Source organism: Deinococcus sp. KSM4-11 (assembly GCF_004801415.1).
In the GTDB taxonomy this organism is placed as follows: domain Bacteria; phylum Deinococcota; class Deinococci; order Deinococcales; family Deinococcaceae; genus Deinococcus.
The window spans coordinates 1,343,353-1,368,105 of sequence record NZ_SSNX01000001.1 but is presented as its reverse complement, the minus strand read 5'-3'; the positions used below and the strand labels follow the sequence as shown (position 1 = coordinate 1,368,105).

Annotated in this window: 27 protein-coding genes; 6 read left to right on the top strand and 21 right to left on the bottom strand. The window is 69.0% G+C overall.

The genetic code is table 11. The annotated features are described in order from the left end of the window. The first annotated feature begins 76 nt into the window (after positions 1–76). Positions 77–1,525, top strand: a complete 1,449-nt coding sequence (locus E7T09_RS06825) for an FAD-binding oxidoreductase (RefSeq protein ID WP_136388317.1) — start codon at positions 77–79, stop codon at positions 1,523–1,525. After that, on the top strand, positions 1,512–2,171 hold the full coding sequence (locus E7T09_RS06820) for an FAD-binding oxidoreductase (RefSeq protein WP_136388316.1): 660 nt from the start codon (positions 1,512–1,514) through the stop codon (positions 2,169–2,171). Before E7T09_RS06825 ends, E7T09_RS06820 begins: the two co-directional genes overlap by 14 nt. A gap of 13 nt (positions 2,172–2,184) precedes the next feature. Here E7T09_RS06820 and E7T09_RS06815 read toward each other — a convergent pair whose 3' ends face one another. The 7 genes from E7T09_RS06815 to E7T09_RS06785 all read right to left on the bottom strand — a co-directional run bounded on the left by E7T09_RS06815 (position 2,185) and on the right by E7T09_RS06785 (position 8,325). After that, entirely contained in the window at positions 2,185–2,925 is a 741-nt protein-coding gene (locus E7T09_RS06815) for a class I SAM-dependent methyltransferase (protein WP_136388315.1), read from the bottom strand. Between the two features lie 10 nt (positions 2,926–2,935). Further along, positions 2,936–4,141 carry a polysaccharide deacetylase family protein gene (locus tag E7T09_RS06810; protein WP_136388314.1) on the bottom strand — a complete coding sequence of 402 codons (1,206 nt, stop codon included), beginning with the start codon at positions 4,139–4,141 and terminating at the stop codon, positions 2,936–2,938. Next, positions 4,138–5,259, bottom strand: a complete 1,122-nt coding sequence (locus E7T09_RS06805) for a glycosyltransferase (protein WP_240741652.1) — start codon at positions 5,257–5,259, stop codon at positions 4,138–4,140. The genes E7T09_RS06810 and E7T09_RS06805 overlap by 4 nt, the downstream gene beginning before the upstream one ends. After that, the gene (locus E7T09_RS06800; protein WP_136388313.1) at positions 5,256–6,401 is read right to left on the bottom strand and encodes an LptF/LptG family permease; all 1,146 of its coding nucleotides are present in this window, start codon (positions 6,399–6,401) and stop codon (positions 5,256–5,258) included. Before E7T09_RS06800 ends, E7T09_RS06805 begins: the two co-directional genes overlap by 4 nt. A gap of 7 nt (positions 6,402–6,408) precedes the next feature. Beyond that, positions 6,409–6,837 (bottom strand): 3-hydroxyacyl-ACP dehydratase FabZ, encoded by a 429-nt coding sequence (fabZ, locus tag E7T09_RS06795; protein WP_136388312.1) that lies wholly within the window; start codon positions 6,835–6,837, stop codon positions 6,409–6,411. A gap of 98 nt (positions 6,838–6,935) precedes the next feature. Then, on the bottom strand, positions 6,936–7,976 hold the full coding sequence (locus E7T09_RS06790; RefSeq protein ID WP_168734722.1) for a rod shape-determining protein: 1,041 nt from the start codon (positions 7,974–7,976) through the stop codon (positions 6,936–6,938). 94 nt (positions 7,977–8,070) lie between these two features. Beyond that, positions 8,071–8,325 (bottom strand): hypothetical protein, encoded by a 255-nt coding sequence (locus E7T09_RS06785; protein ID WP_136388310.1) that lies wholly within the window; start codon positions 8,323–8,325, stop codon positions 8,071–8,073. A 125-nt stretch (positions 8,326–8,450) separates the two neighbouring features. On the opposite strand from E7T09_RS06785, the gene E7T09_RS06780 reads away from it, so the two are divergent. Both E7T09_RS06780 and E7T09_RS06775 read left to right on the top strand, forming a co-directional pair. After that, positions 8,451–8,702: a hypothetical protein gene (locus E7T09_RS06780; protein WP_136388309.1), complete on the top strand. Its 252-nt coding sequence runs from the start codon at positions 8,451–8,453 to the stop codon at positions 8,700–8,702. Between the two features lie 37 nt (positions 8,703–8,739). Next, positions 8,740–9,918, top strand: coding sequence for an acyl-CoA dehydrogenase (locus E7T09_RS06775; RefSeq protein ID WP_136388308.1), 1,179 nt, complete (start codon positions 8,740–8,742; stop codon positions 9,916–9,918). 108 nt (positions 9,919–10,026) lie between these two features. Here E7T09_RS06775 and E7T09_RS06770 read toward each other — a convergent pair whose 3' ends face one another. From E7T09_RS06770 to E7T09_RS06745, 6 genes are all read right to left on the bottom strand, one after another. Then, positions 10,027–10,569, bottom strand: a complete 543-nt coding sequence (locus E7T09_RS06770) for a GNAT family N-acetyltransferase (protein ID WP_136388307.1) — start codon at positions 10,567–10,569, stop codon at positions 10,027–10,029. After that, a complete protein-coding gene (locus tag E7T09_RS06765) occupies positions 10,566–11,501 on the bottom strand; it encodes a hypothetical protein (RefSeq protein WP_136388306.1) in 936 nt (311 codons plus the stop codon). Before E7T09_RS06765 ends, E7T09_RS06770 begins: the two co-directional genes overlap by 4 nt. A gap of 22 nt (positions 11,502–11,523) precedes the next feature. Continuing rightward, complete coding sequence (locus tag E7T09_RS06760; RefSeq protein ID WP_136388305.1) at positions 11,524–12,171, bottom strand: DUF6683 family protein; 648 nt, start codon at positions 12,169–12,171, stop codon at positions 11,524–11,526. A gap of 215 nt (positions 12,172–12,386) precedes the next feature. Continuing rightward, positions 12,387–14,078 (bottom strand): dihydroxy-acid dehydratase, encoded by a 1,692-nt coding sequence (gene ilvD, locus E7T09_RS06755; protein WP_136388304.1) that lies wholly within the window; start codon positions 14,076–14,078, stop codon positions 12,387–12,389. Between the two features lie 119 nt (positions 14,079–14,197). Further along, positions 14,198–15,013 (bottom strand): intradiol ring-cleavage dioxygenase, encoded by an 816-nt coding sequence (locus E7T09_RS06750; protein ID WP_136388303.1) that lies wholly within the window; start codon positions 15,011–15,013, stop codon positions 14,198–14,200. Positions 15,014–15,189: 176 nt separating this feature from the next. Next, positions 15,190–16,272 (bottom strand): peptidylprolyl isomerase, encoded by a 1,083-nt coding sequence (locus E7T09_RS06745; RefSeq protein ID WP_136388302.1) that lies wholly within the window; start codon positions 16,270–16,272, stop codon positions 15,190–15,192. 80 nt (positions 16,273–16,352) lie between these two features. On the opposite strand from E7T09_RS06745, the gene E7T09_RS06740 reads away from it, so the two are divergent. Further along, positions 16,353–17,417 (top strand): peptidoglycan bridge formation glycyltransferase FemA/FemB family protein, encoded by a 1,065-nt coding sequence (locus E7T09_RS06740; RefSeq protein ID WP_136388301.1) that lies wholly within the window; start codon positions 16,353–16,355, stop codon positions 17,415–17,417. 58 nt (positions 17,418–17,475) lie between these two features. Here the strand turns inward: E7T09_RS06740 and E7T09_RS06735 are convergent, their stop codons facing one another. The 8 genes from E7T09_RS06735 to ftsE all read right to left on the bottom strand — a co-directional run bounded on the left by E7T09_RS06735 (position 17,476) and on the right by ftsE (position 23,200). Further along, positions 17,476–18,087: an LON peptidase substrate-binding domain-containing protein gene (locus tag E7T09_RS06735; protein WP_240741651.1), complete on the bottom strand. Its 612-nt coding sequence runs from the start codon at positions 18,085–18,087 to the stop codon at positions 17,476–17,478. Positions 18,088–18,146: 59 nt separating this feature from the next. Next, positions 18,147–18,953 carry a tRNA (guanosine(37)-N1)-methyltransferase TrmD gene (gene trmD, locus E7T09_RS06730; protein ID WP_136388300.1) on the bottom strand — a complete coding sequence of 269 codons (807 nt, stop codon included), beginning with the start codon at positions 18,951–18,953 and terminating at the stop codon, positions 18,147–18,149. Continuing rightward, the gene (gene rimM, locus E7T09_RS06725; RefSeq protein ID WP_136388299.1) at positions 18,954–19,514 is read right to left on the bottom strand and encodes a ribosome maturation factor RimM; all 561 of its coding nucleotides are present in this window, start codon (positions 19,512–19,514) and stop codon (positions 18,954–18,956) included. 11 nt (positions 19,515–19,525) lie between these two features. Then, positions 19,526–19,765 (bottom strand): KH domain-containing protein, encoded by a 240-nt coding sequence (locus tag E7T09_RS06720; RefSeq protein WP_168734721.1) that lies wholly within the window; start codon positions 19,763–19,765, stop codon positions 19,526–19,528. A gap of 73 nt (positions 19,766–19,838) precedes the next feature. After that, positions 19,839–20,084: a 30S ribosomal protein S16 gene (rpsP, locus tag E7T09_RS06715; RefSeq protein ID WP_136388297.1), complete on the bottom strand. Its 246-nt coding sequence runs from the start codon at positions 20,082–20,084 to the stop codon at positions 19,839–19,841. Between the two features lie 145 nt (positions 20,085–20,229). Beyond that, on the bottom strand, positions 20,230–21,660 hold the full coding sequence (locus tag E7T09_RS06710) for a murein hydrolase activator EnvC (RefSeq protein WP_240741650.1): 1,431 nt from the start codon (positions 21,658–21,660) through the stop codon (positions 20,230–20,232). Continuing rightward, positions 21,657–22,520 (bottom strand): ABC transporter permease, encoded by an 864-nt coding sequence (locus E7T09_RS06705; RefSeq protein WP_240741649.1) that lies wholly within the window; start codon positions 22,518–22,520, stop codon positions 21,657–21,659. The genes E7T09_RS06710 and E7T09_RS06705 overlap by 4 nt, the downstream gene beginning before the upstream one ends. Continuing rightward, entirely contained in the window at positions 22,517–23,200 is a 684-nt protein-coding gene (gene ftsE / locus E7T09_RS06700; RefSeq protein WP_136388522.1) for a cell division ATP-binding protein FtsE, read from the bottom strand. The genes E7T09_RS06705 and ftsE overlap by 4 nt, the downstream gene beginning before the upstream one ends. A gap of 180 nt (positions 23,201–23,380) precedes the next feature. On the opposite strand from ftsE, the gene E7T09_RS06695 reads away from it, so the two are divergent. Further along, positions 23,381–24,700 (top strand): S41 family peptidase, encoded by a 1,320-nt coding sequence (locus tag E7T09_RS06695; protein WP_240741648.1) that lies wholly within the window; start codon positions 23,381–23,383, stop codon positions 24,698–24,700. Positions 24,701–24,753: the final 53 nt, after the last annotated feature.

Here is a 24,753-nt window from a genome sequence, read left to right as displayed (position 1 = left end):
CGGTGTCGCGCAGAGGGCAGGCATTCGTGGGCCGCGAGCGGGCAGGCGGCGGTGCGGCGTCCGGCGGAGGCCGAGCATGAGTCCCGAGAAGCAGGCGCTGACCAGCACGTCCTCCGCCCACACGCCCGTGTCCGAGGGCCGTTCCTCGAACGCGCTGGCGGCGGCTCTCACCCGTGCGCTCGGCGCGCGCAAGGTGCTGTCGAACCTCTCGGAGCGACTGAATTACCGCTACGACGCGATCCAGTTCGGCGTCACGCCCCTGTGCGTGCTGCTGCCGGAAAGCACGGCGGACGTGGTGGCCGTTATGCGCGCGGCGCGGGCGGCGGGCGTACCCGTGGTGGGGCGCGGCGCGGCCAGCGGCCTGTCGGGCGGCGCGGCCCCCATGGTCGAGGCGGTGGTCATCTCGTTCACGCGCATGACCCGGCTGGAGATCCGCCCGGAGCGGCGTGAGGCCCTGGCGCAGCCCGGTGTGATCACGCTGAAAGTCTCGGAGGACGCCAGACCGCACGGCCTGGTCTATCCCCCCGATCCGGCCAGCTTCCGCACGAGCACCATCGGCGGCAACCTGGGCGAGAACGCAGGCGGCCCCATGTGCTTCAAGTACGGCGTGACCGGCGACTATGTCAAAGCCCTGGAATTCGTGGACGCCGACGGCGACGTGCATCAGCTCACGCGCGACGCCTACGACCTCGCGGGCCTGCTGATCGGCTCGGAGGGCACGCTGGGCCTCATCACGGACGCCACCCTGCGCCTGAGCACGCCCGCTAAATACACCCGAACCCTCATGGCTCACTTTCCCGAGGTGGGGCAGGCCGCCGAGGCGGTCAGCAGTGCCATCGCGGCGGGCGCGGTACCGAGCAAGCTGGAGTTCATGGATCAGGCCTGCACGAACGCCATCGAGGACTACCTGCATCTGGGCCTGCCCCGCGAAGCCGGGGCCGTGCTGCTGGTCGATACCGACGGCGACGATCTGCACACGGTCGAGGAGGAACGCGCCCTGGTCGAGCAGGCCTGTCTGGCGGCAGGCGGTCAGGTGCGCCGCGCGGCCACGGACGCCGAGGCCGCCGCGCTGTGGCAGGCGCGGCGCAGCGTGTCGCCCGCGCTGGGCCGTATCCGCCCGCAGCGCATGAACGAGGACATCGTCGTGCCCAGAAGCGCGCTGCCGGAGGTCGTCCGCGAGATCCGCGCGCTGGGCGACGCCTCAGGGCTCACGCTGGTGCAGTTCGGTCACATCGGAGATGGCAACCTGCACCCGAACATCCTGTTCAACCCACGCACCGAGTCGGCCGAGGCGGTACACACGCTGGCCCACGAGATCGCGCTGGTCGCCATCCGGCACGGTGGGGTGCTGAGCGGCGAGCACGGCATCGGCACCATGAAACGCGATTTCATGCGTGATGCCGTCGATCCAGTCACCCTCGGCGCCCTGCGGGACGTGAAACGCGCCCTCGATCCCACCGGCGCGCTGAACCCCGGCAAGATCCTTCCGGACGACGTGGCTGGAGGCCTCCATGCCCATCCTTGACCTCTCGCCGGGCGACCAGACCATCACGGTCAGCGGCGACACGGATCTGCTGGACGTGTACGCTGCGCTGCCCACCGGGCTCTACCCGCCGTTCCCGCCGGTGGAACTGCCCGGCGGCGTGGGCGGTCTCGTGGCCCGTGGGGGCTTCGGGCAGGCGTTCTTCTTCGGGGCGGAGGTGCTGGGCGTGGCCTTCCGCGCGCCGTCCGGGCGGGTCGTGCGGGCCGGGGGACGCACCGTGAAGAACGTGCAGGGTTACGACCTGACCCGGCCCTTCGTGGGCAGTTTCGGGGCCCTGGGCGAGGCGCTGGAGGTGACGTTGCGGCTGCGGCCTGGGCTGGTACTCCGGCATGTTGCGGCCCCCGGCGCGCTGGCTGCGCTGCCCGACACGGCGGCGCGCTTCGCGTGGGAGCACGCCGGGCACGTCCACCTGTTGCACTTTGGGCACGCGCGCGAGGTCGAGCAGAGCGTGGGCCGGCTTCTCAGCGCGCAGGACGTGACTGGACACGCCGACCTGCGCCCCCTGTTCCCCGATGGCGTTGGCGTCGGCGAGGGGGGTTCGTTAAGGGATAGGCGCTTCGGCTGGGTGAACGGCGGGAACGTCCCCGCCATGCCCGCGCTGTTCGGGAAACTGGCCGCGAGCCTGTAATCCGCTGTCGTTCCTACAGCGCCCGTGTCTGGAAGACCATCACGTCGCTGCCCCGTTCCAGCGGGCCGCCCTGGAAGGAACCGGTCACGCGCGGGGATTCGAAGCCCGCGTAGCGCAGGAGCCACTCGACCTCATAGCGGGTGTAGTAGCGCTGGGTCAGGGTGTAGTGGCGGCGGGTCAGGGCGCCGCCGGGCTGCGTGGTGTCCACGTGGTACTCGGTGGTGATGTGCTGACGCACCCGGTCGTGGCGCTGCACCAGAAAGACGTCGGTGCGGGCACCATCGGGTGAATGGAACGTCTCGCCCTCGTGGCGCATGGTGTTGGCCTTGCCGAAGCGGGGCACGTACAGGTCGAAGGCGAATGGCGCGCCACTGTTCAGGTGCGCGTGGATGTTCTCGAGGGCCTGAAGCTGCTCGTTCGGCGTGTAGAGGTGCATCAGCGCGTTGAACGGGGCGATGGCCAGCGCGAACGTCTGCTTCAGCCGGAAGGTACGGGCGTCGCCCTGCACGAAGGCAAGCGACAGCTGTTCCTTCGCGGCGCGCTCCCGGCCGCGTTCGATCATGCGTTCACTGGGTTCCAGTCCCGTGATCGCCACGCCGCGCCGGGCCAGGAAGGACGTGACGCGCCCGGTGCCCGCGCCGATCTCCAGCACGGGGCCGTTCGCCCGCTCACCGAGGCCGGCGTAGAAGTGCAGGTCGTCGCGGTAGAGGTCGTACTGGTGGTCGTATAGGTCGGCGAACGCGTCGTAATCCACGCTGCCGACTCTAGCGTTCCCCGTAGAGCCGCAGGAACGCGTCGCGGGACAGGACGCTCAGCTTCGGGGCCTTCGCCTCGGGCGGGTTACCGTAGGCGCGGCGCAGCATGTTCGCCCAGCTCTGCAGACGGCGGGTCTGCCCTTCCGGCAGGTCGTGTGTCTCGAAGCCGACCAGGGCCAGCAGCGGGGCCAGAGCGCTCAGGCAATAGACCACCTGTGCGTCCCGGTACTCGGGAACGGTCTGGAGGTCGCGGGCCAGCGCACGGAAGTCCTGGCGACCACGACGCACGCTGGCCCGCGGCCCCAGGTCGACGAGCACCGGGTTGTTCACGTGGAATTCCACGCCCGGCATGCCCCGCGTGGCAGTGAGACCGTCGTGGAGGGTCACCTCCTGCATGGGGAAAGCTGCCAGTCCCACGCGGAAGATATTGTCCGCGAGCCCGCCGGCGGGCCGGATGCCGCCCAACCTGTCAAAGAGCCGGTCGAGTGCGATGAACGCGCGACGGTTCAGGGCCGCGGCGTTCACCGGCGTCGCGCCCTCCAGGCGGGACAGGGGGACGGACGTGTAGCCACGGGCCCGCAGAGCGCCGAGCAGGGCCGGCAGCATGGGCACCGTGACCCGCGCTCCCGGCCCGGCATCGTGCAGGACGACCACGGCGCCGGGCACCAGGCGCTCCAGCAGGGCCGTGCGTACGCCGTCTGGCATGGCGTTCCTGCGCCAGTCGCCTCCCTCCAGACTCCAGTGCGCGCCGGTCAGCCCCGCCACCCGCTGGCCGAGGATGGTGGCGAGGGTATACGCGCCGTGTGGAGGGCGGTGCAGCGTCACGGGCTGGCCGGTGACGGCCCCGATCCGGCGTGCCGCCTCGCCAGGATCGCGGAACGCCCCCCAGGGAGAGCGCCACCACGCGTGGACGTGCTTCACGGCATGCGCCTGCACCTCGTGGCCCTCGTCCAGCATGCGGCGGATCAGCGCCGGGTGGGCCTGCGCGTGTGCGGCGAGGACGAAGAACGTGGCGTGCATGCCCGCGTCCCTCAGCGCGTCCAGCACTGCCGGCGTGGTCGCGGGCTGTGGGCCGTCGTCGAAGGTCAGGGCGATCTCCAGGCGGGCGCGCTTTCCCTCGCGCAGCAGACCCAGGTTCGCCCACTGCACCAGTAGATACGGCAGGCCGAGGTACCCCAGCACGCCCGCCCCGAGGGCCACCCAGCGGCGGCTCACGCGCGGCCCAGACGGCGCAGCAGCGCCGAGGCTACGCGGTCGGCGGCGTCCGGCACGCCCAGCGCGGCCGACGCGGCGGCCATGCGGCCGTGCTCGTCCACATCCAGGGCCCGCAGGACTGCGGGGCGCAGATCGCCGATCTGCCGCGCCCAGTGGGCCGCTCCGTGCCGTTCCAGGTACAGCGTGTTGTGCTCCTCCTGGCCGGGAATGGGCTCGTGGATCACGAAGGGCACGCCCAGAGTGGTCGCCTCGGCCACCGTCAGGCCGCCCGCCTTGCCGACCACCAGGTCCGACGCGGCCAGCAGCTCCGGGAAGTCTGTGGAGAAGCCAAGGCGGTGCAGGGTCGCGCTCCCCACCTGTTCCGTGCCCCGCCCGCGGGCGCCGGCCATGACCAGCACCTGCACCGGCCGCCCCAGGTTCGAGAGTTCGCCCAGCACCCGCCCCAGCGCCCGGAAGGCGCCCGTGCCGCCGCCCGAGATCATGATCAGCGGCCGGTCGGCCCGCAGGCCGTGACGTTCCCGCAGGGCCGCGCGATCCGCGCCGATCAGCGCGCCGTACACGGGCGCGATGGGAATGCCTGTCACCTCGATCCGCTCCTCGGGGATACGCCAGCCCCGCATCTGCTCGTGGGCCTCGGCCGTGGGCACCAGGATCAGGTCGGCGTCCGGCCGCGCCCAGTGGTGATGAACCCGGTAGTCCGTGACCACCAGCGCATTCAGGAAGGCCACGCCCAGCCGCTGACGAACCGCGTCGGCCAGCGCGACCGGACTGGGGTACGAGCTGAGCACCACCTCGGGCCGCGTGCGCTCGATGTCCGCCAGCAGGCCCCGCAGGCCCAGGGTGGAGAACGCCCCGGTCACGACCTGCGGCTCGCTGTCCCTATCCGTCCAGTCGTAGAACGCGCGGTACATGCCGGGCGCGTGGCGCAGCCACCAGTCGTAGGTGCCCGCCGTGATGGCCCGCTCGACCTTGCTCAGGTACACGAGGAAATCCGCGTGGTGGGCGTCGATGTCCTGGCCGGTGGCGCGCAGGGCCCGGTCGACCGCGTCGTTCGCCTGGTGGTGCCCGTTTCCGAACGACGCGGAGAGGATCAGGGCGCGCAGCGGCTCCGGGCTCACGTCCGCCTCAGCAGGACCAACCCGGCGGCGGCGAACACGAGGTTGGCGAGCCACGCGCCCAGTTCCGGCAGGGCAGGCAGGGCGGCCGCCACGGTCAGGCCCACGAAGAACAGCAGGTAGTACGCCACGGCGATCAGGAGCGCGATCCCCAGGCTCACGCTCAGGGTGCGGCCGAAGCGCAGCGCGAAGGGCAGCGCCGCCAGGGCCAGCACCAGGTTCCCGAACGGCAGCGCCAGCTTGCGGTTCAGGCTGAGGCGCGCTGCCTGCCGGTCGGCTGGGGACGCCGCCGGGTTCCGCAAGGTCGCCACGAGTTCCGTCCAGCCCTGGGCGTCCGCGCCGATCGCGTCGGCGTACTGTGCGAGCGTCTGCTTGCGGCTCAGGCCGGTGTCCACGGTCAGGGCGTCTGTGGCCTTCTCCGGGAGAATCACGTTCGGGAACACGGCCTGCACGGCTGCCCGGAAGGCCAGCGGGTCGCCCTCCGGTACCTTCGACAGGGCGGCGGCGGCCGAATAGTCCACGGTGAACACCGTGTAGTCCAGCAGACTCAGGCGGTTGTTCTCGAAGGTGCCGCTCCGGGCGAAGATCAGCGTCCCGGTGCGCGGCGTGCCCGGGATCCACTTCTCCACGCGCACGTCCCTCATGGTGCGCGCCGTGCGGTCGTAACCGCCGAGCGCCAGGGTCAACCCTCCGCCCAGATCCACCGTCTTGCCGACCAGTTGGCCCAGGCCCGCGCCGGTCAGGGCATCCCAGTACAGGCCGCGCGTCTCCACGTTCGAGCGCGGCGCGACCCACAGGCTCAGCCACACGCCCAGCAGCGTGACCAGCAGGGCGACCACCGCGACCGGTCGCGCCGCACGGCCCAGCGACACGCCGCCTGACTGGACGGCGATCAGTTCCCGCTCGGTGCTCATGCGCCCGAAGGCCACGACGGTCATCAGCACGACCGCCATCGGCAGCACCTTGACCAGGGTGTCTGGAACCTGGAAGCCGATCCAGCGGGCGATCAGGCCCACAGGCACGCCCGCGAGCCACTGGCTCGACACGAAGAAATACCCGAACGACAGGATGGCCGTGAACAGCAGCGTGCCCGCCAGCAGGGGCGGGATGAGCTCGGCCGTGACGTAGTGGGTCAGGCGGGTCAAGCGCGCGTTAGCCCCTGCCCACGGCGAACAGGATGGTCGCCTCGGCCGCCACCACGCCGTCGACCTCGGCGCGGCAGGTGGTCTTGCCCAGGCCACGCCGCGCGAATTCCAGCTTGGCGTGCAGGTGCAACTGGTCGCCGGGCACCACCTTGCGCTTGAACCGTGCTCCCTCGATCCCGGCCAGGTAGCCGATCATGCCGGGTTCCAGCGCCTCCTGCATGCAGAAGAAGCTTGCCTGGGCCAGCGCCTCGACGATCAGCACGCCGGGCATCACCGGCTCCTGCGGGAAGTGACCGGGAAAGAACGGCTCGTTGATGGTGACGTTCTTGACAGCATGCACCACGCCACCCTCCACGCTCAGCACCCGGTCGACCAGCAGGAACGGGAAGCGGTGCGGCAGGGTCTTCAGTACGTCCTGAATCATGATCGGATCCATCGGGTCTCCTTGTCGGCGGGCAAAAAAGAGGGGGAGAGGCGTCGGGCCGTCTCCCACCATCTTTCCCCAGAGCTCCGGGCCCGCCGCTTACCGCTTCTTTAGCGGCGCAGGTAATTGTCGCTGGACACCAGCGAGTCGCCCAGCACAGGGATCATTTCCAGCGCCATGCCAGTGCCGACCGCGACCGCCTCGACGGCGTTCTCCGCCACTGCGACGGGGATGCCGGTCGTCTGGCGCAGCAGTTCGTCGAAGTTCCGCAGCAGCGAGCCGCCGCCGGTCATGACAATGCCCCGGTCGATGATGTCGCTCACGAGTTCCGGCGGCGTGATCTCCAGCACGCGCTTGACGCCGTCCACGATCTTCGTGACGGGTTCCGAGAGCGCCTCGACCACGTCGCGGCTGTCGAGCGAGATGGTCTTGGGCAGGCCGTTCACCAGGTCGCGGCCACGCACCTCGGCCGTCAAGTTCTCGGCGTCGTCGAGCAGCATGGCCGCGCCGACCTTCACCTTGATCTCCTCGGCCGTGCGTTCCCCGATCAGGACGTTGTGCTTGCGCCGGACGTAGCGGATGATGCTCTCGTCGAACTCGTTCCCGGCGATCCGCATGGATTCCGACACCACGATGCCGCCCAGCGAGATCACGGCCACGTCCGTGCTGCCCCCGCCGATGTCCACGACCATCGAGCCGATGGGTTCAGCGATCTTCAGGCCCGCGCCGATCGCGGCGGCCAGCGGCTCCTCGATCAGGAAGGCGCGCTTGGCATTGGCGTTCAGTGCGGCACGCAGCACGGCGCGTTTTTCCACGTCGCTTACATTGCTGGGTACACCCACCATCAGTTGCGGCTTGAAGCCGAACAGGCGTCCGGCACTGCCCTGCACTTTCTGCAGGAACATGGTGATCATCTTCTCGGTCAGGCCCTCGTCGGCAATCACGCCGTCCTTGATGGGCCGCACGGCCACGATCCCGCCGGGCGTGCGCCCGATCATGCGGTAGGCCTCTTCGCCCACGGCCTTCACCTGCTTGCTGTCGCGCGCCATGGCGATCACGCTGGGCTCCTGGAGCACCAGTCCGCGGCTCTTGCTGTAAATCAGGAACGTTGCCGTTCCCAGGTCGATACCAATATCTTCTGACAGCCTCACACTCACCCTCCGGGACAAACCATCCAATCGTAGCACGGTGTATGAGAACGGCTTGAAGCGGTGTTAAGGCATGCTCAGGCGCTGAAGGAAGCGCTCAGGATCGCGGTTTGATATATGCCGCAAGGGCGGCCACCAGCCCGGTCGCTACGCTCAGGATGAGGGCGCGGTCGAGGGGAGCGGCGCGCCCCAGGCCGACCTGATCCAGGGTGGTGGCGCTCAGGGTGCCGACCGAGCGCAGCAGCAGGGGTGCGCCCGTGTTCAGGGTGGCGAAGGCGCCCAGGGTCAGGGCGGCCATGACCAGGGCCAGCACGATCAGGACGGCCATGGCCAGCCATGCGACGATCTTCAACCCTGGTTCCCTTTCGGCGCAGTCTCTCTCACGGTTACCGGGGCATTCTAAACACGCTTCCTGTCAGTGCCGTGAAGAAGTTCACACAAATAGGCTGTGACTGGAGCCCTGGCTACACTGACCGGATGGCCCTGCCCGCCCGCGTCCGCGTCACCCGTCCGCCGCTTCCCCTGTCTCCAGCCCTGCGCGCGGCGGCTGCCCGTCTGTGCCCGGACGCGCCGGTCACAACCCTGGAGGCGGCAGCTCTGGCAATCGCCGGGGGCGCGGTGATCGGTGCGGCCCTGCGCTGGGATGGGGGACAGGCCATGCAGCTCGAATCCGGCTGGCGTGGACGTGGGATCGAGGAGGCGCTGCGCGACGCCCTGATCGCCTCCTGAATCACGGGAACCTAACGCCCGTTTGGTACGCTGAGCCATGACCGCCACCCTCGCCGCTCCGGACGGCATGTCCTTCGCCCTGTCCGACGACCAGCGCCTGATCCTCGCGCACGTCCGCGATTACTGCCGGGCCGAGATCGCCTCCCACGCCGCCGCCTTCGACCGCAGCGGCGAGTACCCCCGTGGGCAGCTGCGTGGCCTCGCGGCGCTGGGCCTGCTGGGCGCGACCATCCCGGAACGCTGGGGCGGCGCGGGCCTGGACTCCGTGACCTACGCCCTGTGCCTGGAGGAGATCGCCGCCGCCGACGCCAGCGTGGCCGTGATCGTGAGCGTGCAGAACGGCCTGCCCGAACAGATGATCCTGAACTACGGTACGGACAGGCAGCGCGAGACCTTTCTGACGCCCCTCGCCAGCGGGGAACACATCGGCGCGTTCTGCCTGACAGAGGGGCACGCGGGCAGCGACGCCGCCAGCCTGAGGCTGAAGGCCGTGCGCGACGGTGACGACTGGCTCCTCAGCGGCACCAAGGCGTGGATCACCAGCGGCGGGCAGGCCGACACCTACCTCGTCATGGCCCGCACGGGCGGCCCCGGAGCACGGGGCGTGAGCTGCTTCATCGTGCCCAGCCCCACGCCGGGCCTGAGCTTCGGCAAACCCGAGGAGAAACTCGGCCTGCACGCGTCGCACACCACCACCGTCAGCTTCGAGGACGTCCGTATTCCCCACGCGTACATGGTCGGAGACGAGGGACAGGGCCTGATCATCGCCCTGGCCAGCCTGGACGGTGGGCGCATCGGGATCGCCATGCAGGCCCTCGGGATCGCCCGCAGCGCCCTGGAGCACGCCGCCCGCTACGCCAACGAGCGCGAGCAGTTCGGCAAGAAACTCCGCGAGTTCGAGGGCGTGTCCTTCAAGATCGCCCGCATGGCCGCCCGCATCGAGAGCGCCCGCCTCGTCGCCCTGAAGGCCGCGTGGCTCAAGGATCAGGGCCAGCCCTACGGCAAGGAGGCCAGCATCGCCAAGCTCCTGGCCAGCGAGGCGGCCGTGGACGCCACCCGCGACGCCATCCAGATCTTCGGCGGCAACGGCTACAGCCGCGAATACCCGGTCGAGCGCCTGTACCGCGACGCGAAGGTCACCGAGATCTACGAGGGCACCAGCGAAATCCAGCAGCTCGTGATCAGCCGCGCGGTGTTCAGCGACCTGGAGCGCTGAACCCACCACTCGATCCGTGCCGGTCACAGTGGCGGGAATGCTCCGCCAACTCCTGTAGGCCCAGGCCGAATTCGGGGCGCACAGGAACGCTGGCAGCGGGCCGTCCAGTCATTTCAGCAAGCGGGTGAGCACCAGCACCCGATCTTCCGGTGAACCAGCCTCGCCCGTCACCGCGAACCCCACCCGCTCGGCCAGCCGCACGGAAGCCGCGTTCTCCGGACTGATGATGCAGAAGGTCGCGGGGCCCGGCACATTCTCATCCCGCCACGCCAGCGCCGCCGACACGGCCTCGTGCGCGTACCCCCGCCCATGGGCCCACGGCAGGGTGACCCAGCCTGCCTCGGGCATGGCGTCCAGTTCCGGCTGTCCGGCCAGGAGGTCGCGCTTGAAGCGGCCCAGGCCGATCTCGCCCACGAAGCGACCGGTCTCACGTTCCTCGACCACCCAGTACCCGAACCCCAGCAGCGCCCAGTGCCCCGGATGCCGCAGCAACCGCGTCCACACGTCCTGCCGCGACAGGGGCCGGCCGCTGGTATGGCGCGTGACGACCGAGTCTTGCCACAGTTCCAGGCACGCCTCCAGATCGTCGGCCCGGTGCGGGCGCAGCAGCAGGCGGGAAGTCGTGAGGGTGGGAGCGACAGGCGAGGTCATTCCTTCACGGCCCTGAACAGCCACCGGCCCTCGGTGCCGCTGTCCTGACAACTGCCCACCAGGGTGGTGATGTCTGCGTACGGCTTCGGCTCGCAGGTGTCGCCGCCGGACAGCGGTTCCTGCTGTGGTTCACCCTTCGGACAGGTCATCTTCATCAGATCCCGCGAGCCGAACGCGAACATGTACGTGTCCGGAATGGATACTCCCGCTCCCGTGATCTCGTTCACCGTCAGCAGACCGAGGTCGCTGGCGATCGTGGTGTGCAGGCTGCCGCTGCATTCGCCGCTCGTGCCGGTGGCGTCGATCTTGCCGGAGGCCCGGTACGTGCGGATGCCGCCCGGCAGTTGCTGCCACAGCGTCCAGGTGATGGTCGCCACGTAATTCTGCGAGGATGTGGCTGTTCTGGACTTGAAAGAGTAGGTGCCCTCGTACTTCACCACGGGCAGACACTTGGCCAGACGCGCCCGGTAGGTCCTGATCTGGGTCTGGTCGGCCACGTCACCCGCGCCGGCCTCGACCTTGTCCAGAAAGGTCGTGGCGGCCTGCCCATCGTCCCGGTGTCCCTTCTCGCAGCTCCCGACGAGCTGACCGATCAACTTCAGATACGCCCTGGCGTACAGCGTTTTCGCGGCCTTGATGGCTGCGTCCAGTTGGTTGGTGGGCAGGGCCTGCGCATTCCTGATGGTGGTCTCCGCATCGGCCACGGCATTGACCAGATCCGCTGCCTTGCCGGAGGTGATGGCCTTGTTGAGTTTCGCAGACACCCTCTTCAGTTCCTGCTGGGCCGGGCCGAGCACGACCTGTGCCTGGGCCAGTCCAATCGGTGCAGCCAGCAGGGTGTTCGGCACCACAGGCGGTATGCAGATCAGGACCGCCAGTCCCACCGCCCGCGCCGCCCGCCCCAGCCTCCACATGGTCAGGTGTTGCCTCATTGTGTCTCCACTGTGCCTGGGCTCACTTCAACCCGAAGCCCTTGAGCACGACGAGGGCCAGCGTCTGGGCCACGGTCGTCATGTCCGCGTTGTGGTCGTCGGTGCCGACCTGGGCCACGCCCGCGATCAGCGCGCCGGTCATGACGGCGGTCTCGTACATGGCCTGGATCTCGGCGGGCTTGCCCTTCATGACACCCGCGTCGATCAGCACGTCATTCAGGCCCCGGTACAGGGCGTCCGTTTCCGCATCCGTGAGCTCGCTGCCCGTGCTGACCTGAAGACTGACCCCGATCAGCAGGGCCAGACCGGACGCGAGGTTGTTCTTGCGGAAGTCCGGAATGTCTTGGGCCGCGGCGAACAGCTTCAGGCACAGCGTGGCCATCTGCCGCTGGTCGTCCGGTTTCTGCACCATGGCGGCGCAGGTCTTCTGCTGGGTGGGGCTCCCCTTGAACGGGAAGTCGCTTCTGGACAGGGCGTACTTGTACTTCACGGGGGTCGTCTGGGGCGAGAGTGCCTGCTGCACGGCCTTCGCGGTGAAGTCCGGCCTGACCGTGGCGGCCACATAGCCGACCGAACGCTGCGCGAAGGTCTGGTAGTTCTGAAATGAAGGCGTGAAAAACTGGGCCTGCCCACTCCAGCCCAGAAGCCCCACCAGTGCCGTGGCCGCCACCCTCGTCCTGAACGCCATCCCCATGGTTGCTCCCATCCGGCCCGGCCGGGTTCTCCGCGAGTGCTTCTGGCCCGCTCCGCACAGCCCGCCCCCATCCCTGCCAGGAGCTGACCTCCCGGCCATTGAGGCTGAGCTTAGCGAATTCCCGTTTCTCCAGACAGACATATAAGGCAGGGCCGCCCACCATATCGGCAGGCGGCCCGGCAACGCTGGTGTCAGTCCGTATACGCGCCGACGCTCGCGCTGCTGACCAGCTTCGCGTACTTGGCGAGCACACCGCGCTTATAGCGGGGTTCCGGCGCGACCCAGGCGGCGCGGCGGCGCTCGATCTCGGCTTCGTCCACGTGCAGGGTGAGTTGCAGCGTCTCGGCGTTCAGTTCGATGGTGTCGCCCTCGTGCACCAGGGCGATGGTGCCGCCGACGTAGGCCTCCGGCGCGACGTGTCCCACCACCAGGCCGAAGGTGCCGCCCGAGAAGCGCCCGTCGGTGATCAGGCCCACGCTGTCGCCCAGACCCTTGCCGATGATGGCGCTGGTGGGGGAGAGCATCTCACGCATGCCGGGGCCACCTTTCGGTCCCTCGTAGCGGATGACCAGCACGTCGCCGGCGTTGATCTGGTCGGCCATGATGGCGTGCATGCAGGCTTCCTCGCTGTCGAACACGCGGGCCGGGCCGGTGATCTTGATGTGCTTGAGGCCGCTGATCTTGGCCACGGAGCCCTCAGTGGCAAGGTTCCCGCGCAGGATGGCGAGGTGGCCCTCGGTGTACACGGGCTGGTCGTAGGGCCGGATGACGTCCTGGCCGTCGTCTGGCACGTCCTGCTCATCTGCGAGGTTCTCGGCGATGGTTCTGCCGGTCACGGTGAGGCAGTCGCCGTGCAGCAGGCCCTCTTTCAGCAGCATCTTCATCACGCGCGGAATGCCGCCCACCGCGTGCAGGTCGGTCGCCACGTACTTGCCGCTGGGTTTCAGGTCGCAGAAGACCGGCGTGCGCTCACGGATGCGCTCGAAGTCCTCCAGGGTGAGGTCGATGTCGCAGGCGTGTGCGATGGCCATCAGGTGCAGCACGGCGTTGGTGGACCCACCCACGGCCATGATGACGGTGATGGCATTCTCGAAGGCCTGTTTGGTCAGGATGTCCAGCGGGCGGATGTCCTTCTCGATCAGTCCCAGCAACGCGCGGGCGGAGTCGGCGCTGCTCACGGCCTTCTCGGCGTCCACAGCGCTCATGGTGCTGGAGAAAGGCAGGCTCATGCCCATCGCCTCGAAGGCGCTGCTCATGGTATTCGCGGTGTACATGCCGCCGCACGAGCCGTTGCCGGGGCACGCGCGCTTCTCGATTTCGGTGAAGTCCTCGCGGCTGATCTTGCCCGCCCCGAAGGCCCCGACCGCCTCGAACACGCTCACGATGGTCAGATCTTTTCCGGCGTAATGGCCGGGCTTGATGGTGCCGCCGTACACGAACACCGCCGGAATGTTCAGCCGCGCAATGCCGATCATCGCGCCCGGCATGTTCTTGTCGCAGCCGCCCACCACAATCACGCCGTCGTGCGACTGGCCCCGGCTCACCGTCTCGATGGAGTCCGCGATGACCTCGCGGCTGACCAGCGAGCACTTCATGCCCTCGGTGCCCATCGAAATGCCGTCCGACACGGTGATGGTCGCGTAGACCTGCGGCATCCCGCCGCCCTCGCGGATTGCCCCGGTGATGTGGTCAGCCAGTTCGCCCAGACCGTTGTTGCACGGCGTGATGTTGCTCTGCGCGTGTGCCACCCCGATGATCGGCTTGTCGAAATCGCCGTCCTCGAACCCCACCGCCCGCAGCATCGCGCGGTTCGGGGCCCGCTCGTCGCCCTGCGTGACGTGGTGGCTGTTCCAGTTCAACTTCTTCCTGCTCGTGGTGGTCATGGTTCAGGCTACTCCCAAAGACTGCTGGGCGGCGGAGACACCTCGACGTCTCCGCCCGCGACCGGACAGCGATCCCCACGTCTGTGGATCGCCAATCCCCGCACCTGCGGTGAAGATCCTCAGCCGAGATTCAGTCCGACGTCGAAGGTCGCCGTGTAGCCCTTGCTGGCGTCGCCTTTCACATCCAGCAGAAGCTGGCTGCCGCCGTTGCGGTAGATGCCGTCCTGGGCGTTCGGGGTATCGGCCTTCGGGCCTTTCTGGCTGTACGGAGCGCGCGCGAAGACGGCGCTGTTCACGCTCTCGGGGAAGAACAGCTGCGACGTGAACTCCCCGGTGGCCTTGCCGCTGGCGTCCAGGGGGCGCAACTTGAAGTGGATGTGCACGGCGCGGCCCTGGTACCAGCCGGGGTAGACGGTCGTGAAGCTGGCCTTGCCCTGCGCGTCGGTGACGAGCGAGCCGCGCAGGAAATTCCCTGTGTTGCCGCTGACTCCTGAATACACGCCCAGCGCGTCGCAGTGCCACACGTCGATCAGCACGCTCCCGCGTGGCGTACAGCTGCCCACGGCGACCTTGCTCACCACGAAGGTCAGCGTCAGTGGCACGCCCGCGCTGACCTTGCCCGTCGTAGTGTCCTTGCGGAGATCCGACCGGCGCGGTTCGCTCTCCACGAAGTACGGCCCTTCCGTCATGGCGGGCCGCACCACGCAGCCGGGCAGGCCGGTCGCGCCACTCGTGCCGGCGCTGGTGCCGCCCGCACCGGCCGGGCCACCGGCCCGCTGGGCGACGACTCCTCCGGCAGCGAGGGCCGCCACGCTTCCTCCCAGTCCGAGCAGTCTCAGGGCGCGGCGGCGGCTGAGGATGCTGCCGACCAGTTCATCGTCATTGTCGTCGTCCAGGTGGGGAGCGGTCAGGCGGGGATCGTGGGGTGGGTTCATGTCTGGCCTCCTTCCGGCAGGTGTCCGGTGTCGTGCGCGGTGCCTGTGGCCATGGTGCTCCCGCCCGGTTAGCTCCCGGTTGGAAGCGCTGAGCGTCCACTGAACGCAGGACGAGCGCAGGGGTGGACGCGTCCTGCTCCGTCCACCCCTGCGCCTTCAGTTGTGAGCTACGCCACTCAGGGAGCCGGCGGGGCGGCGGGATCGGCCGGTGCTGCGTCTGGGGCCGCGTCTGGAGCCGGGGCGGCATCGGGCGCGGGGGCATCGGGGCTGGGCGCCACCGTCACGACTTCGGGGTACGACTCGGTCTTCAACTTGGCGATCTGTGTGTCCAGGTAGCGCTGCGCGGCCTCGTTGCCCAGCTGGTCGCGGATCACGGGCGCGGCGTCCGCCAGCGGGGTCACGCCGGCATCGGTGCGCTTCGTGACCACCAGGACGTGCCAGCCGAACTGGGACTGCACGGTCTGCACCTGGCCGACCGGGCCGCTGAAGCTGGCCTTGTCGAAGGCCTCCACCATCTGACCAGGACCGAAGCAGCCCAGGTCGCCGCCCTGCGGCGCGCTGCCCGGATCCTGGCTCTTCTCGGCCGCGACCTTGGCGAAGTCCGCGCCGGCCGCCAGATCCGCGACGATGGTCTGCGCTTCGGCCTGGGTGGGCACAAGAATGTGCTTCACGCAGGCCTCGGCCGCCTTCGTGAACTTCGCCTTGTTCAGGCTGTAGAACCCGGCCACCACGGCGTCCCCGAAGGTAAAACGATCCTTGAGCGTCTGCAGGTACCCGCCCACCACGGCCTGCCGTTCCAGTTCCGTCCGCAGGTCCTGCGAATCAGTGTACCCGGTGCCGGTCAGGGCCGTCTGGAATTCCTCGTCGGACTTGAAGTCCGCACGGGCCGCCTCGAGCTGCTGATCCAGTTCGGCCGGGTCGGCGCTGGTGTTCACACGGGCCAGCTGGTACGTGGCGCGGTCGTGCAAGTACTGCTTCAGGAACTCCGGGCGGGCCGAGGCGAACTCGGTCAGGAAGCTGTCCTGGAAGGGAATGCCCTGGGCATTCACGACGCGGGCGGCCGCCAGACGGAAAGCGCGTTCGAACTCGCCGAGCGTGATGTCCTCCGCGCCGACCTTCCCGACCAGCGTCGCGGGATCCTGAGCGGGCGCCGCCGGCGTGGCGGGAGCGGGAGTGGTCGTCGCTGGAGGCGTCGCCGGGGTCGTCTGGGCGACCGCAACGCCGCCCAGCAGAGCGAGAGTCAGCAGAAATTGTTTCACGTTCCCTACTGTAGCGCCCAGCGGCGGTCCCGCGTTGAGGACAGCGTGAACAACAGGGCCCGGCTGCTACAATCCCCCCCGTGCGTCTGACCCTCGTTCCCACCAGCGATCCGCGCGTCTACGACGACGTGGTCGCCCACCTGCCCATCACCAGCGCCCTCCAGGGCTGGGGGTATGGCGAGGCTCGCCGCGCGCTGGGGCAGCAGCCCATGCGCTACCTGATCCAGGACGCCGGGCGCACGGTCGGGGCCGTGCAGCTGCTCCGCAAACGTCTCGTGCCGGGCCTGAGCATTCTGTACGCGCCACGCGGGCCCGCCCTCGACAGGCTCGATCTGCTGCCCGAGGTCGCGCGGGCGATCCGCACCGTGGCCCGACCGACCGACGCGCTGCTGAAGATCGAGCCGCCCGTGCCGCTGCCCGCCACCGAGGGGGCGGTGATCCCCGACGCCTACGGCCCGTTCCGCCGCGCGGAGACCGAGCAGCCCGAGCACACCATCATCGCCGACCTGGGCCGCAGCGAGGACGAGATGTTCGCGGGACTGAACCAGATGGCCCGCCGCAACGTCCGCACCGCCCAGAAGCTGGGCGTCACCGCGGGCCGCGACGACGACTTCGACGCCTTCTGGGAGATCTTCACCGCCACCAACGAGCGCGCGAAACTCGGGGCGTTTCCCCGCAAGTACTACGAGACCATGCTGCGCGAGGGGAACGCCCACGGTGGCGAGGCGTACCTGGTGCTCTCGCGCTACCAGGGCCGGGCGCTGGCTGGCGGCTTCTTCCTCGCCATGGGCAAGGGCACGTCCTACCTGTTCGGCGGCAGCATCCGCGACGACCGCGTGGACGACGCCGGGCAGCCTCTGAAAGACAGCAAGGCCCCGGACGCGTTCTACTGGCAAGCCATGCTGGACGCCAAACGGCGCGGGTACGACCTGTTCGACTTCTGGGGGATTCCCCGCGAACTCGACGAGAAGAAGCACTCGTACGGCGTGTTCAAGATGAAACTCAAGTTCAGCGAGCAGCGCGTGTGGTACCCCGCGTACGACCTGCCCCTGAACCCGGCGGCGCCCGCCATCGTGAAGGCGCTGCGCTGGCGCAAGACGCAGAACAACCTCCGCAAACGCGGCAGCGCCGACGACGTGCTGTAACCCTGAAGCTTGCCCGCACCGCCGCGTCGATGTCCGTACACGGCAGGTCGGGCTCGATTCAGTTCAGCGTTTTCGCGGAACTCGGCACCATCCCGAGCAACAGTTCCAGCCGGTCGATCACGGTGGGCGCCCGCAGGATCTCCTCGCGCTGCTCGCCGTCCAGCGGGAGGACGTTCGCGGCAAAGCTCGCCATCAGCAGCGGGTCGTCCGGTGCGCCCTGGCGGATCTCCTCGCTGTCGGCGGGCCGCAGGCGGAGCAGGGCCGCGAGCACCTGCCGGGCGCTCGCGTGTTCGGCCTCGGCCCCGACGCCACTGTCGTCCAGGGGCCACAGACGCACGTCCGCGCTCAGGTATGGCTGATCGAGGTGGAACTCCTGAACCTCGAAGCGTTCGCCGCCCACGACCAGAATGGTGCTGGTGCCGTCGTCGTGCAGCTGGGCCTGCCGCAGGTGAGCGAGGGTACCCACCCGCGAGACGCGTTCCTGGAATGGTTTTGCGGACTCCTGCGAGGATTCCAGCACCCGCACGATCCCGAAGGGCTCACCCGAGGCCTGCACGTCCCGCAGCAGCGCACGGTACCGTTCCTCGAAGACGTACAGCGGGAGGGCCACGCCGGGGAACAGCACCAGGTTGGGCAGGGGAAAGAGGGGCACGGGCATCCTGTCGGTCATGGTGCGCCCCTTCGTGGGATCCAACTTGCGTAAATGGTACAGACGAAGGTGATCCCGGCTTACTTTTCAGCGTCAGGAACGCTTTTTTTCCGTTTCGTCCGGCGGGGTGGCGGAGCTGGAGGGGCCTTCCAGCCCACGAGCTGTTCCGGCGTGGCGCCCAGATTGGCCAGGGTCACGGTGTCCTGTGGAGTGAGCTCGGCGTTGACCAGCAGATCCGGTCGGCGGCGCAGGGTGCGTTCCAGCGCTCGCTCCCGGCGCCACGCCGCGATGGCCGCGTGGTTTCCGCCGCGCAGCACTTCGGGCACGTCCTGTTCGTTCCACACCGGGGGGCGGGTGTACTCCGGGTAATCCAGCAGGCCGGAGCTGAACGAGTCCGCGCGGTGCGAGTCCGGGTCGCCGATCACGCCCGGCACCAGCCGGGCCACGGCCTCCAGGAGGCAGGCGGCGGCGGCCTCCCCGCCCATCATCACGAAATCCCCGATGCTCAGTTCACGCGTGACCAGCGTCTCCACACGCGCATCGAAGCCCTCGTAGCGGCCACACAGCACCGCCAGGTGCGTGCAGGCGGCCAGTTCCTCCGCGACCACCTGCGTGAATGGTTCCCCGGCCGGAGTCAGGAGAATGACTTCGTCCGCCGGTGGCAGGCTCGCCAGGGCGCGCGCGGTCACGTCGGCCCGGATGACCATGCCGGCCCCGCCGCCATACGGCGTGTCGTCCACCTTCAGGTGTTTGTTGCCCGAAAATGCCCGCATGTCCACGACGTTCACGCTCAGCTGGCCACGTGCCGTGGCCTTCCCAACGATGGCCTCCTGCGCGAAGGGAACCAGCAGTTCGGGAAACAGCGTCAGGAACGAGAAGGTCAGCATCTACGTCCCGGACGAAGCTTCTCCGGCCGCCTCGTCCGCGTCGAGCAGATCGTCCGGTGTGTCGGCGGTGAGGGTCAGCGACTCGGGCCGTCCACGCCCACTCAGGTTCACGACCACGTACGGCGCCTGGAGGGGCACCAGCGCCTCGCCGCCCGCATGTCGGACGACCAGCACGTCCTGCGGCCCCATGTCCTGCACGTCCAGCACCTCGCCCAGGGCCGTGCCGTCGGCGCCGGAGACGGTCAGGCCGCGCAGCTCGTGGTAGTAGTACACGCCGGCCTCGGGGGCCGGCAGTTCCGCGTCGGCTGCATACACGTTCAGGCCGCGCAGCGCCTCGGCTCCCTCGCGGGTCGTGATGCCGGCCAGCTGGAGGGCCACGCCCGGCGCGAGCATGTCCACGCGCCGGATCTTCAGCCAGCCACGTTCATCGACGTACACACGCTTCAGCGCCCTGAACTGGCCCGGATCGCCTAGCACGTACACCTTCACGCCGCCCTGCACGCCATGCGGCCCCAGCAGATGCCCCAGCAGGGTACGGTCGCTGGCCGTGGCCCCCGTCATGGCCCCGTCCGTCACTGCTTGCGGGGGGCGTCCAGGTCGACGTTCACGCGCTCGCGCGGATCGCTCGCCGCGCGCACCAGCGTCCGGATCGCCTGGATCACGCGCCCCTGACGGCCGATCAGGCGGCCTTCCTCGCCCGGGGCGACCCGCACGATCACCGTCGGCCCCCGCCGCGAGACGCGCACCAGCGGCGGTTGATCCACCACGCTCTGGGCCAGGAACAGGGTCAGGTCAACGGGATCGGTCTTCATGCGGGGCATTGTAGTGCAGTGCCGCCAACAGAAAAGGCCCCCGCAGGAGCCTTTCCGGTGTGTCTGGAGGAGCTTAGAACTTGACGCCCTGGCTCTTGAGCACGCGCTTGGCGGTCTGGGTGGGCTGGGCGCCCTGCGCGATCCAGTGGGTGGCGCGTTCGACGTCGATCTTGACGTGGTTCTCGCTGGTCTTGCGGGGGTCGTAGTGGCCGAGGTTCTCGATGTAGCCACCGTCACGGGGACGGCGCGCATCGGCGACGACGATACGGTAGTGGGGGTTGTGCGCGGAACCGAAACGGGACAGGCGGATCTTGACCATGATGGAGTAACCTCGTGCTTTGGGGTGGTGATGAGGGGTGAGCGCCCGCCTAGGTCGCGGGGTTCATGCGCCCGTCAGCAGCCAACCGGGAAGCGCACCGCAGAAGAGTATCAGCCCAGGGCCATATGTGGCAAGCGGAGTCGGCTCAGAAGCCGGGGTTGACGTACGAGTCGCCCCGTTTCACGGAGAAGCCCATGCGGCCCGGCCCGAACACCGGGCTGCCGCCGATACTTCCCAGCGGCGTGCCCTGCGCCACCCGGTCCCCGACACTCACGGTGGGTTCCCGCAGGCCCATGTACGCGGTGAGCATGCTGCCGTGATCCACGATGATCACGTAGCCCAGCGTGCCGTACAGCGAGGCCGCCAGCACATTGCCCGCGCGGGCGGCGGTCGCCGTCGAGGCGTCCGCGCCGCTGAGGACCACCCATGGCGACCCGTCCGTGCCGTACGGCGCGGCCACCCGCCCACCCGGCAGGGGGAAGGCCAGAGCTCCACTGGTCTGTGGCAGCGGCGCGAGCTGGACGTCGGCCTGCTGCTGCTCGGCCCGCACCTGATCCTGCCGGGCCCTCAACGCCGACTGTTCCTGCTGAAGCTGCTGCTCCCGCTGCCGCTGCGCGGCGAGCTGCGACGCCGCCACCCGCTGGCGTTCCTGCTCGGCCCGCACGCGCGCCAGCCGCAGGGCCTCCTGCCGCGCCCGCTCCTGCTCGGCGGCGATCCGGCGGGCTTCCTCCTCGCGGCGGCGGCGTTCCTCGGCCAGGCGGGCCTGCCGCTCGGCCTCGATCCGGGCGCGTTCCGCGACCACCTGCGTGAACAGCGTGTTGATGGTGTTGGTCGTGAGGGCCCGTTCAGCCTGCTGCTGCGCGGCCAGGGTGCGCTGGCCCTGTTCGGACTGGCGCAGCTGCGCCAGAAGGGCCTGCTGCTGCTGACGCTGTTCGCGCAATCTGGCCAGGGCGGCCGTGCGCTGGGCCTGAACGTCCCGCAGATCCTTCGCCTGCTGGGTCTGCTGGGCCTGCTGGGTCTGGAGCACCTGCACGTCACCGCGCAGCGTCTCGATGACCTTTACGTTGTACTGCCCGGCGAGGTTCGCGTACTTCACGCGGATCAGCAGATCCGACAGGCTGCTCGACTGCGACAGCAGTTGCAGGTACCGGCCACTGCGGTCGCGGTACAGCGTGGTCAGGATCTCGCGCACGTCGCCCTTCAGGCGATCGACGCGGGCCTGCGTGACCGCCAGTTGCGAGGTCGTGTCGGCCAGCGCCCGCTCGGCCAGGGCGACGCGGGCGTTCAGGGTCACCACCTGCTGCTCAAGCGAACCGACGTTCGCCGCCAGGGCTTCCAGACGGGCCAGGGTCGCCTTCTGCTGGGCACTGAGGTTCGCGATGTTCGCCCGGAGTTTCCCGAGTTGCGCGGCCTGCTGTGTGCTGAGCTGCTGCTGATCCTGAAGCTGCTGCTGAAGCTGCTGGAGCCGCTCACTGGTCGTCTGCGCCGCCGCCGTGGCGAGCAGCGCCGCCAGCGCCCACACGCGGCCGGGTCGTCCCAGGATCATCCCGCGCAGCGCGGCCACGGCCTGGCTCACTCCAGCTCCTGCAGGTAGCGCTGCGTGGCGAACAGGCTCCCCAGCAGGCCCACCAGGATGCCCAGCAGGCCCACGCCGCCGAGCACCGGGAGCAGGGTCGCCTGATCCGTCACGACCGGGAACACCGGCGCCAGCTGATGCACCCGCGCCACCAGTTGCAAATAACCGGGCGTCAGCAGCGCCAGCGCGATCACGGCCGCCAGCACCCCCACCATCAGGCCCTCGATCACGTGCGGCATGCGGATGAACGCCCGCGTCGCCCCCAGCAGGCGCATCACGGCAATCTCGTTGCGCCGCGCGTACATGGCCACCCGCACGGCGTTCAGGATGTTGAATAGCGTGCCCAGCAGCAGCAGGCCCACCAGCGCGTACCCCACGCCGCGCACGGCGGTCAGGGTCTTCACCGTCGGGTCGACGTACCCGGCCCCGTACTCGACGTCCTCCACGCCCGGCAGGGCCGACACCGCCGCTGCCACGATCCGGGAATCCGAGACCCGTGCCACCCGCAGGCGCAGCGTATCTGGGAAGGGATTGCCCACCAGGGCCGCCGCGTCCCGCGTGTACGGGGAGTCCTTGGTCATCTCGGCCAGCACCTGATCGCTGGAGACCAGGGTGGCGGAACTCACCTGCGGCAGCGCCTGCGCGTATTTCAGCAGACCGGCCGTGTCGGAACCCGGCGCCAGGAACGCCGCGACCTCCACCTGCGATTCCAGCTGCGCCAGCGTCCGGTTCACGTTCAGCGTGAGCAGCAGCACCGAGCCCAGCATCAGCAGGGTCAGGGTCATGGTCACCAGGGTCGCCAGGGTCGCCGTGAGGTTCTCCCGCATGGCCAGCAGCGCCTGCCTGAGGTGGTACATCACAGCGCGTACCCGCCGTACGGGTCATCCCGCACCAGGCGGCCCTTGCGCAGCGTCAGGGTGCGGTGACGGTACGTTTCCACCAGGTCGCGGGCGTGCGTGGCCACCACGACGGTCGTGCCGCGCAGGTTCACGTTCTGCAGCACCTTCAGCACCTCGCGGCTGTTGTCCGGGTCGAGGTTCCCGGTCGGCTCGTCGGCCAGCAGCAGCGGCGGGTTCGACACGATGGCCCGCGCGATCGCCACGCGCTGCTGCTCCCCCTGCGACAGTTGCAGCGGCAGGGCGTACTTCTTGTGCTCCAGGCCCACCGTGCGCAGCGCCAGCGTGACCCGCTGCGCCCACTCGCGCTGCGGCACCCCGGTCACGCGCAGCGCGAAGGCCACGTTGTCGAAGGCGTTCAGGTGCGAGAGCAGCAGGTTCTCCTGAAACACCGTGCCCATGCGGCGACGCAGCAGCGCGGTGCGGCGGCCCCGGTAGCGGGTCAGGGACTCCCCGGCCACGCGAACCTCTCCCTTGCTGGGGAGCGCCCGCTTGAGCACCAGGTTCATGAAGGAACTCTTCCCGGCCCCCGAGTGCCCGACCAGGTACGTGAACTCGCCCTTGCCGATGTGCAGGTTCAGGTCGTCCAGGGCCAGGGTGCGGGTCACAGGGTACTCCAGGGAAACGTGCCGGAATTCGATCACGCCGCGCTCCGACCGGAGGCAGACGACAGGGTGCAGGAGGGGTTGGCCATGCTCGCGACGCAGCATAGCCCAGCCCTTCCGCAGCACCATGAAGGAACGTCCAGCCGGGACGCGGCCCTTCTCACCCGTGATGTCATGGGGCATTCAATCGTCCTCATCCGTCCGGCCTATCCTGACGCCGTGAATGCCAAACGCCTCACCCTGATCCTGACCGCCGGCGCGGCCACGGCCGCCGTTGCGTACGCCCAGCTCGGCGCCTACACTCAGGAATCCCTGAACTCCAGCGCCACCGGACGCACCTTTCTGGAAGTCCTGAGCGACCTGAACAAGTACTACCTGCATCCCATCGACCAGGAAAAGCTGCTGCGCGGCGCGATCACCGGCGCGATCGGCAGCCTGGACGACCAGTTCACGTACTACAGCGAACCGGCCGACACCGCCATCGACTCCGAGAATCTGAACGGCGAGTTCTACGGCATCGGCGTGCAGCTGATCGCCGCGAACTCCGACGGCACCGGCGGCAAGATCGACAATGTCTTCCGGGGCGGCTCGGCCGCCTCGGCGGGCGTACAGATCGGCGACACCTTCCAGAAGATCGGCGACGAAGACGTCAGCACGAAAAAACTCAACGACATCGTGCGCCTCGTTCGCGGGGAGAAGGGCACCACCGTGAACGTCACGTTCGCCCGCGACGGCAAATCCTACGTCGTGAAGATGGAACGCCAGCCCGTCACGATTGTCAGCGTCGAGCAGACGGTGCTGCCTGGGAACATCGGGTACATCGCGCTGAACACCTTCTACAACGCCAAGGTCAGCGAGCAGTTCCGCGCCGCCGTGGCCGACATGAAAAAGAAGAACGTCAAGGGCCTGATCCTCGACCTGCGCGACAACGGTGGCGGCCTGCTGAACGCCGGGGTGGACGTGGCCGATCAGTTCCTCCAGAGCGGCCCCGTGGTCTCCCTGCGCGACCGCGCGGGCAAGACCGTGGTGTACGGCACCGCCAAACCCGCGACCACCGACTACACCGGGCCGCTCGTGGTGCTCGTCAACAAGAACTCCGCCAGCGCCAGCGAGGTCGTGTCCGGTGCCCTCCAGGACGACGCCCGCGCCAAGATCATCGGCGAGCAGACCTTCGGCAAGGGGGTCGCCCAGACGCCGATCGACGGCCTGCCCGACGGCGGCAAGGTCGCCATCGTCTCGAACGAATGGCTCACGCCCAAGGGACGTCAGATTCACAAGAAGGGCATCACGCCCGATGTGGTTGTGACCGACACCCGCTCCACCCAGCCCCTGAACTTCACCGGCGGCGGCCTCAAGGCGGGCGATAAGGTCACGCTGACAGTGGCGGGCAAGCCCGTCACGGTAACCGCCGATAAGGACGGCAAGTTCAGCTACACCGGCGAGGCTGCCCGCCCGCCCCGCAGCGCCGCCCAGGGCGAAGCGGTCGTGGACGTGAACACCGATGCCATCCTCAAGGCCGGACTGGCCCAGTTCAAGTAAGCACCGCCGTGAACGCCGCCTCCCCACCTTGGTGGGGAGGCGGCGGTTCGTTG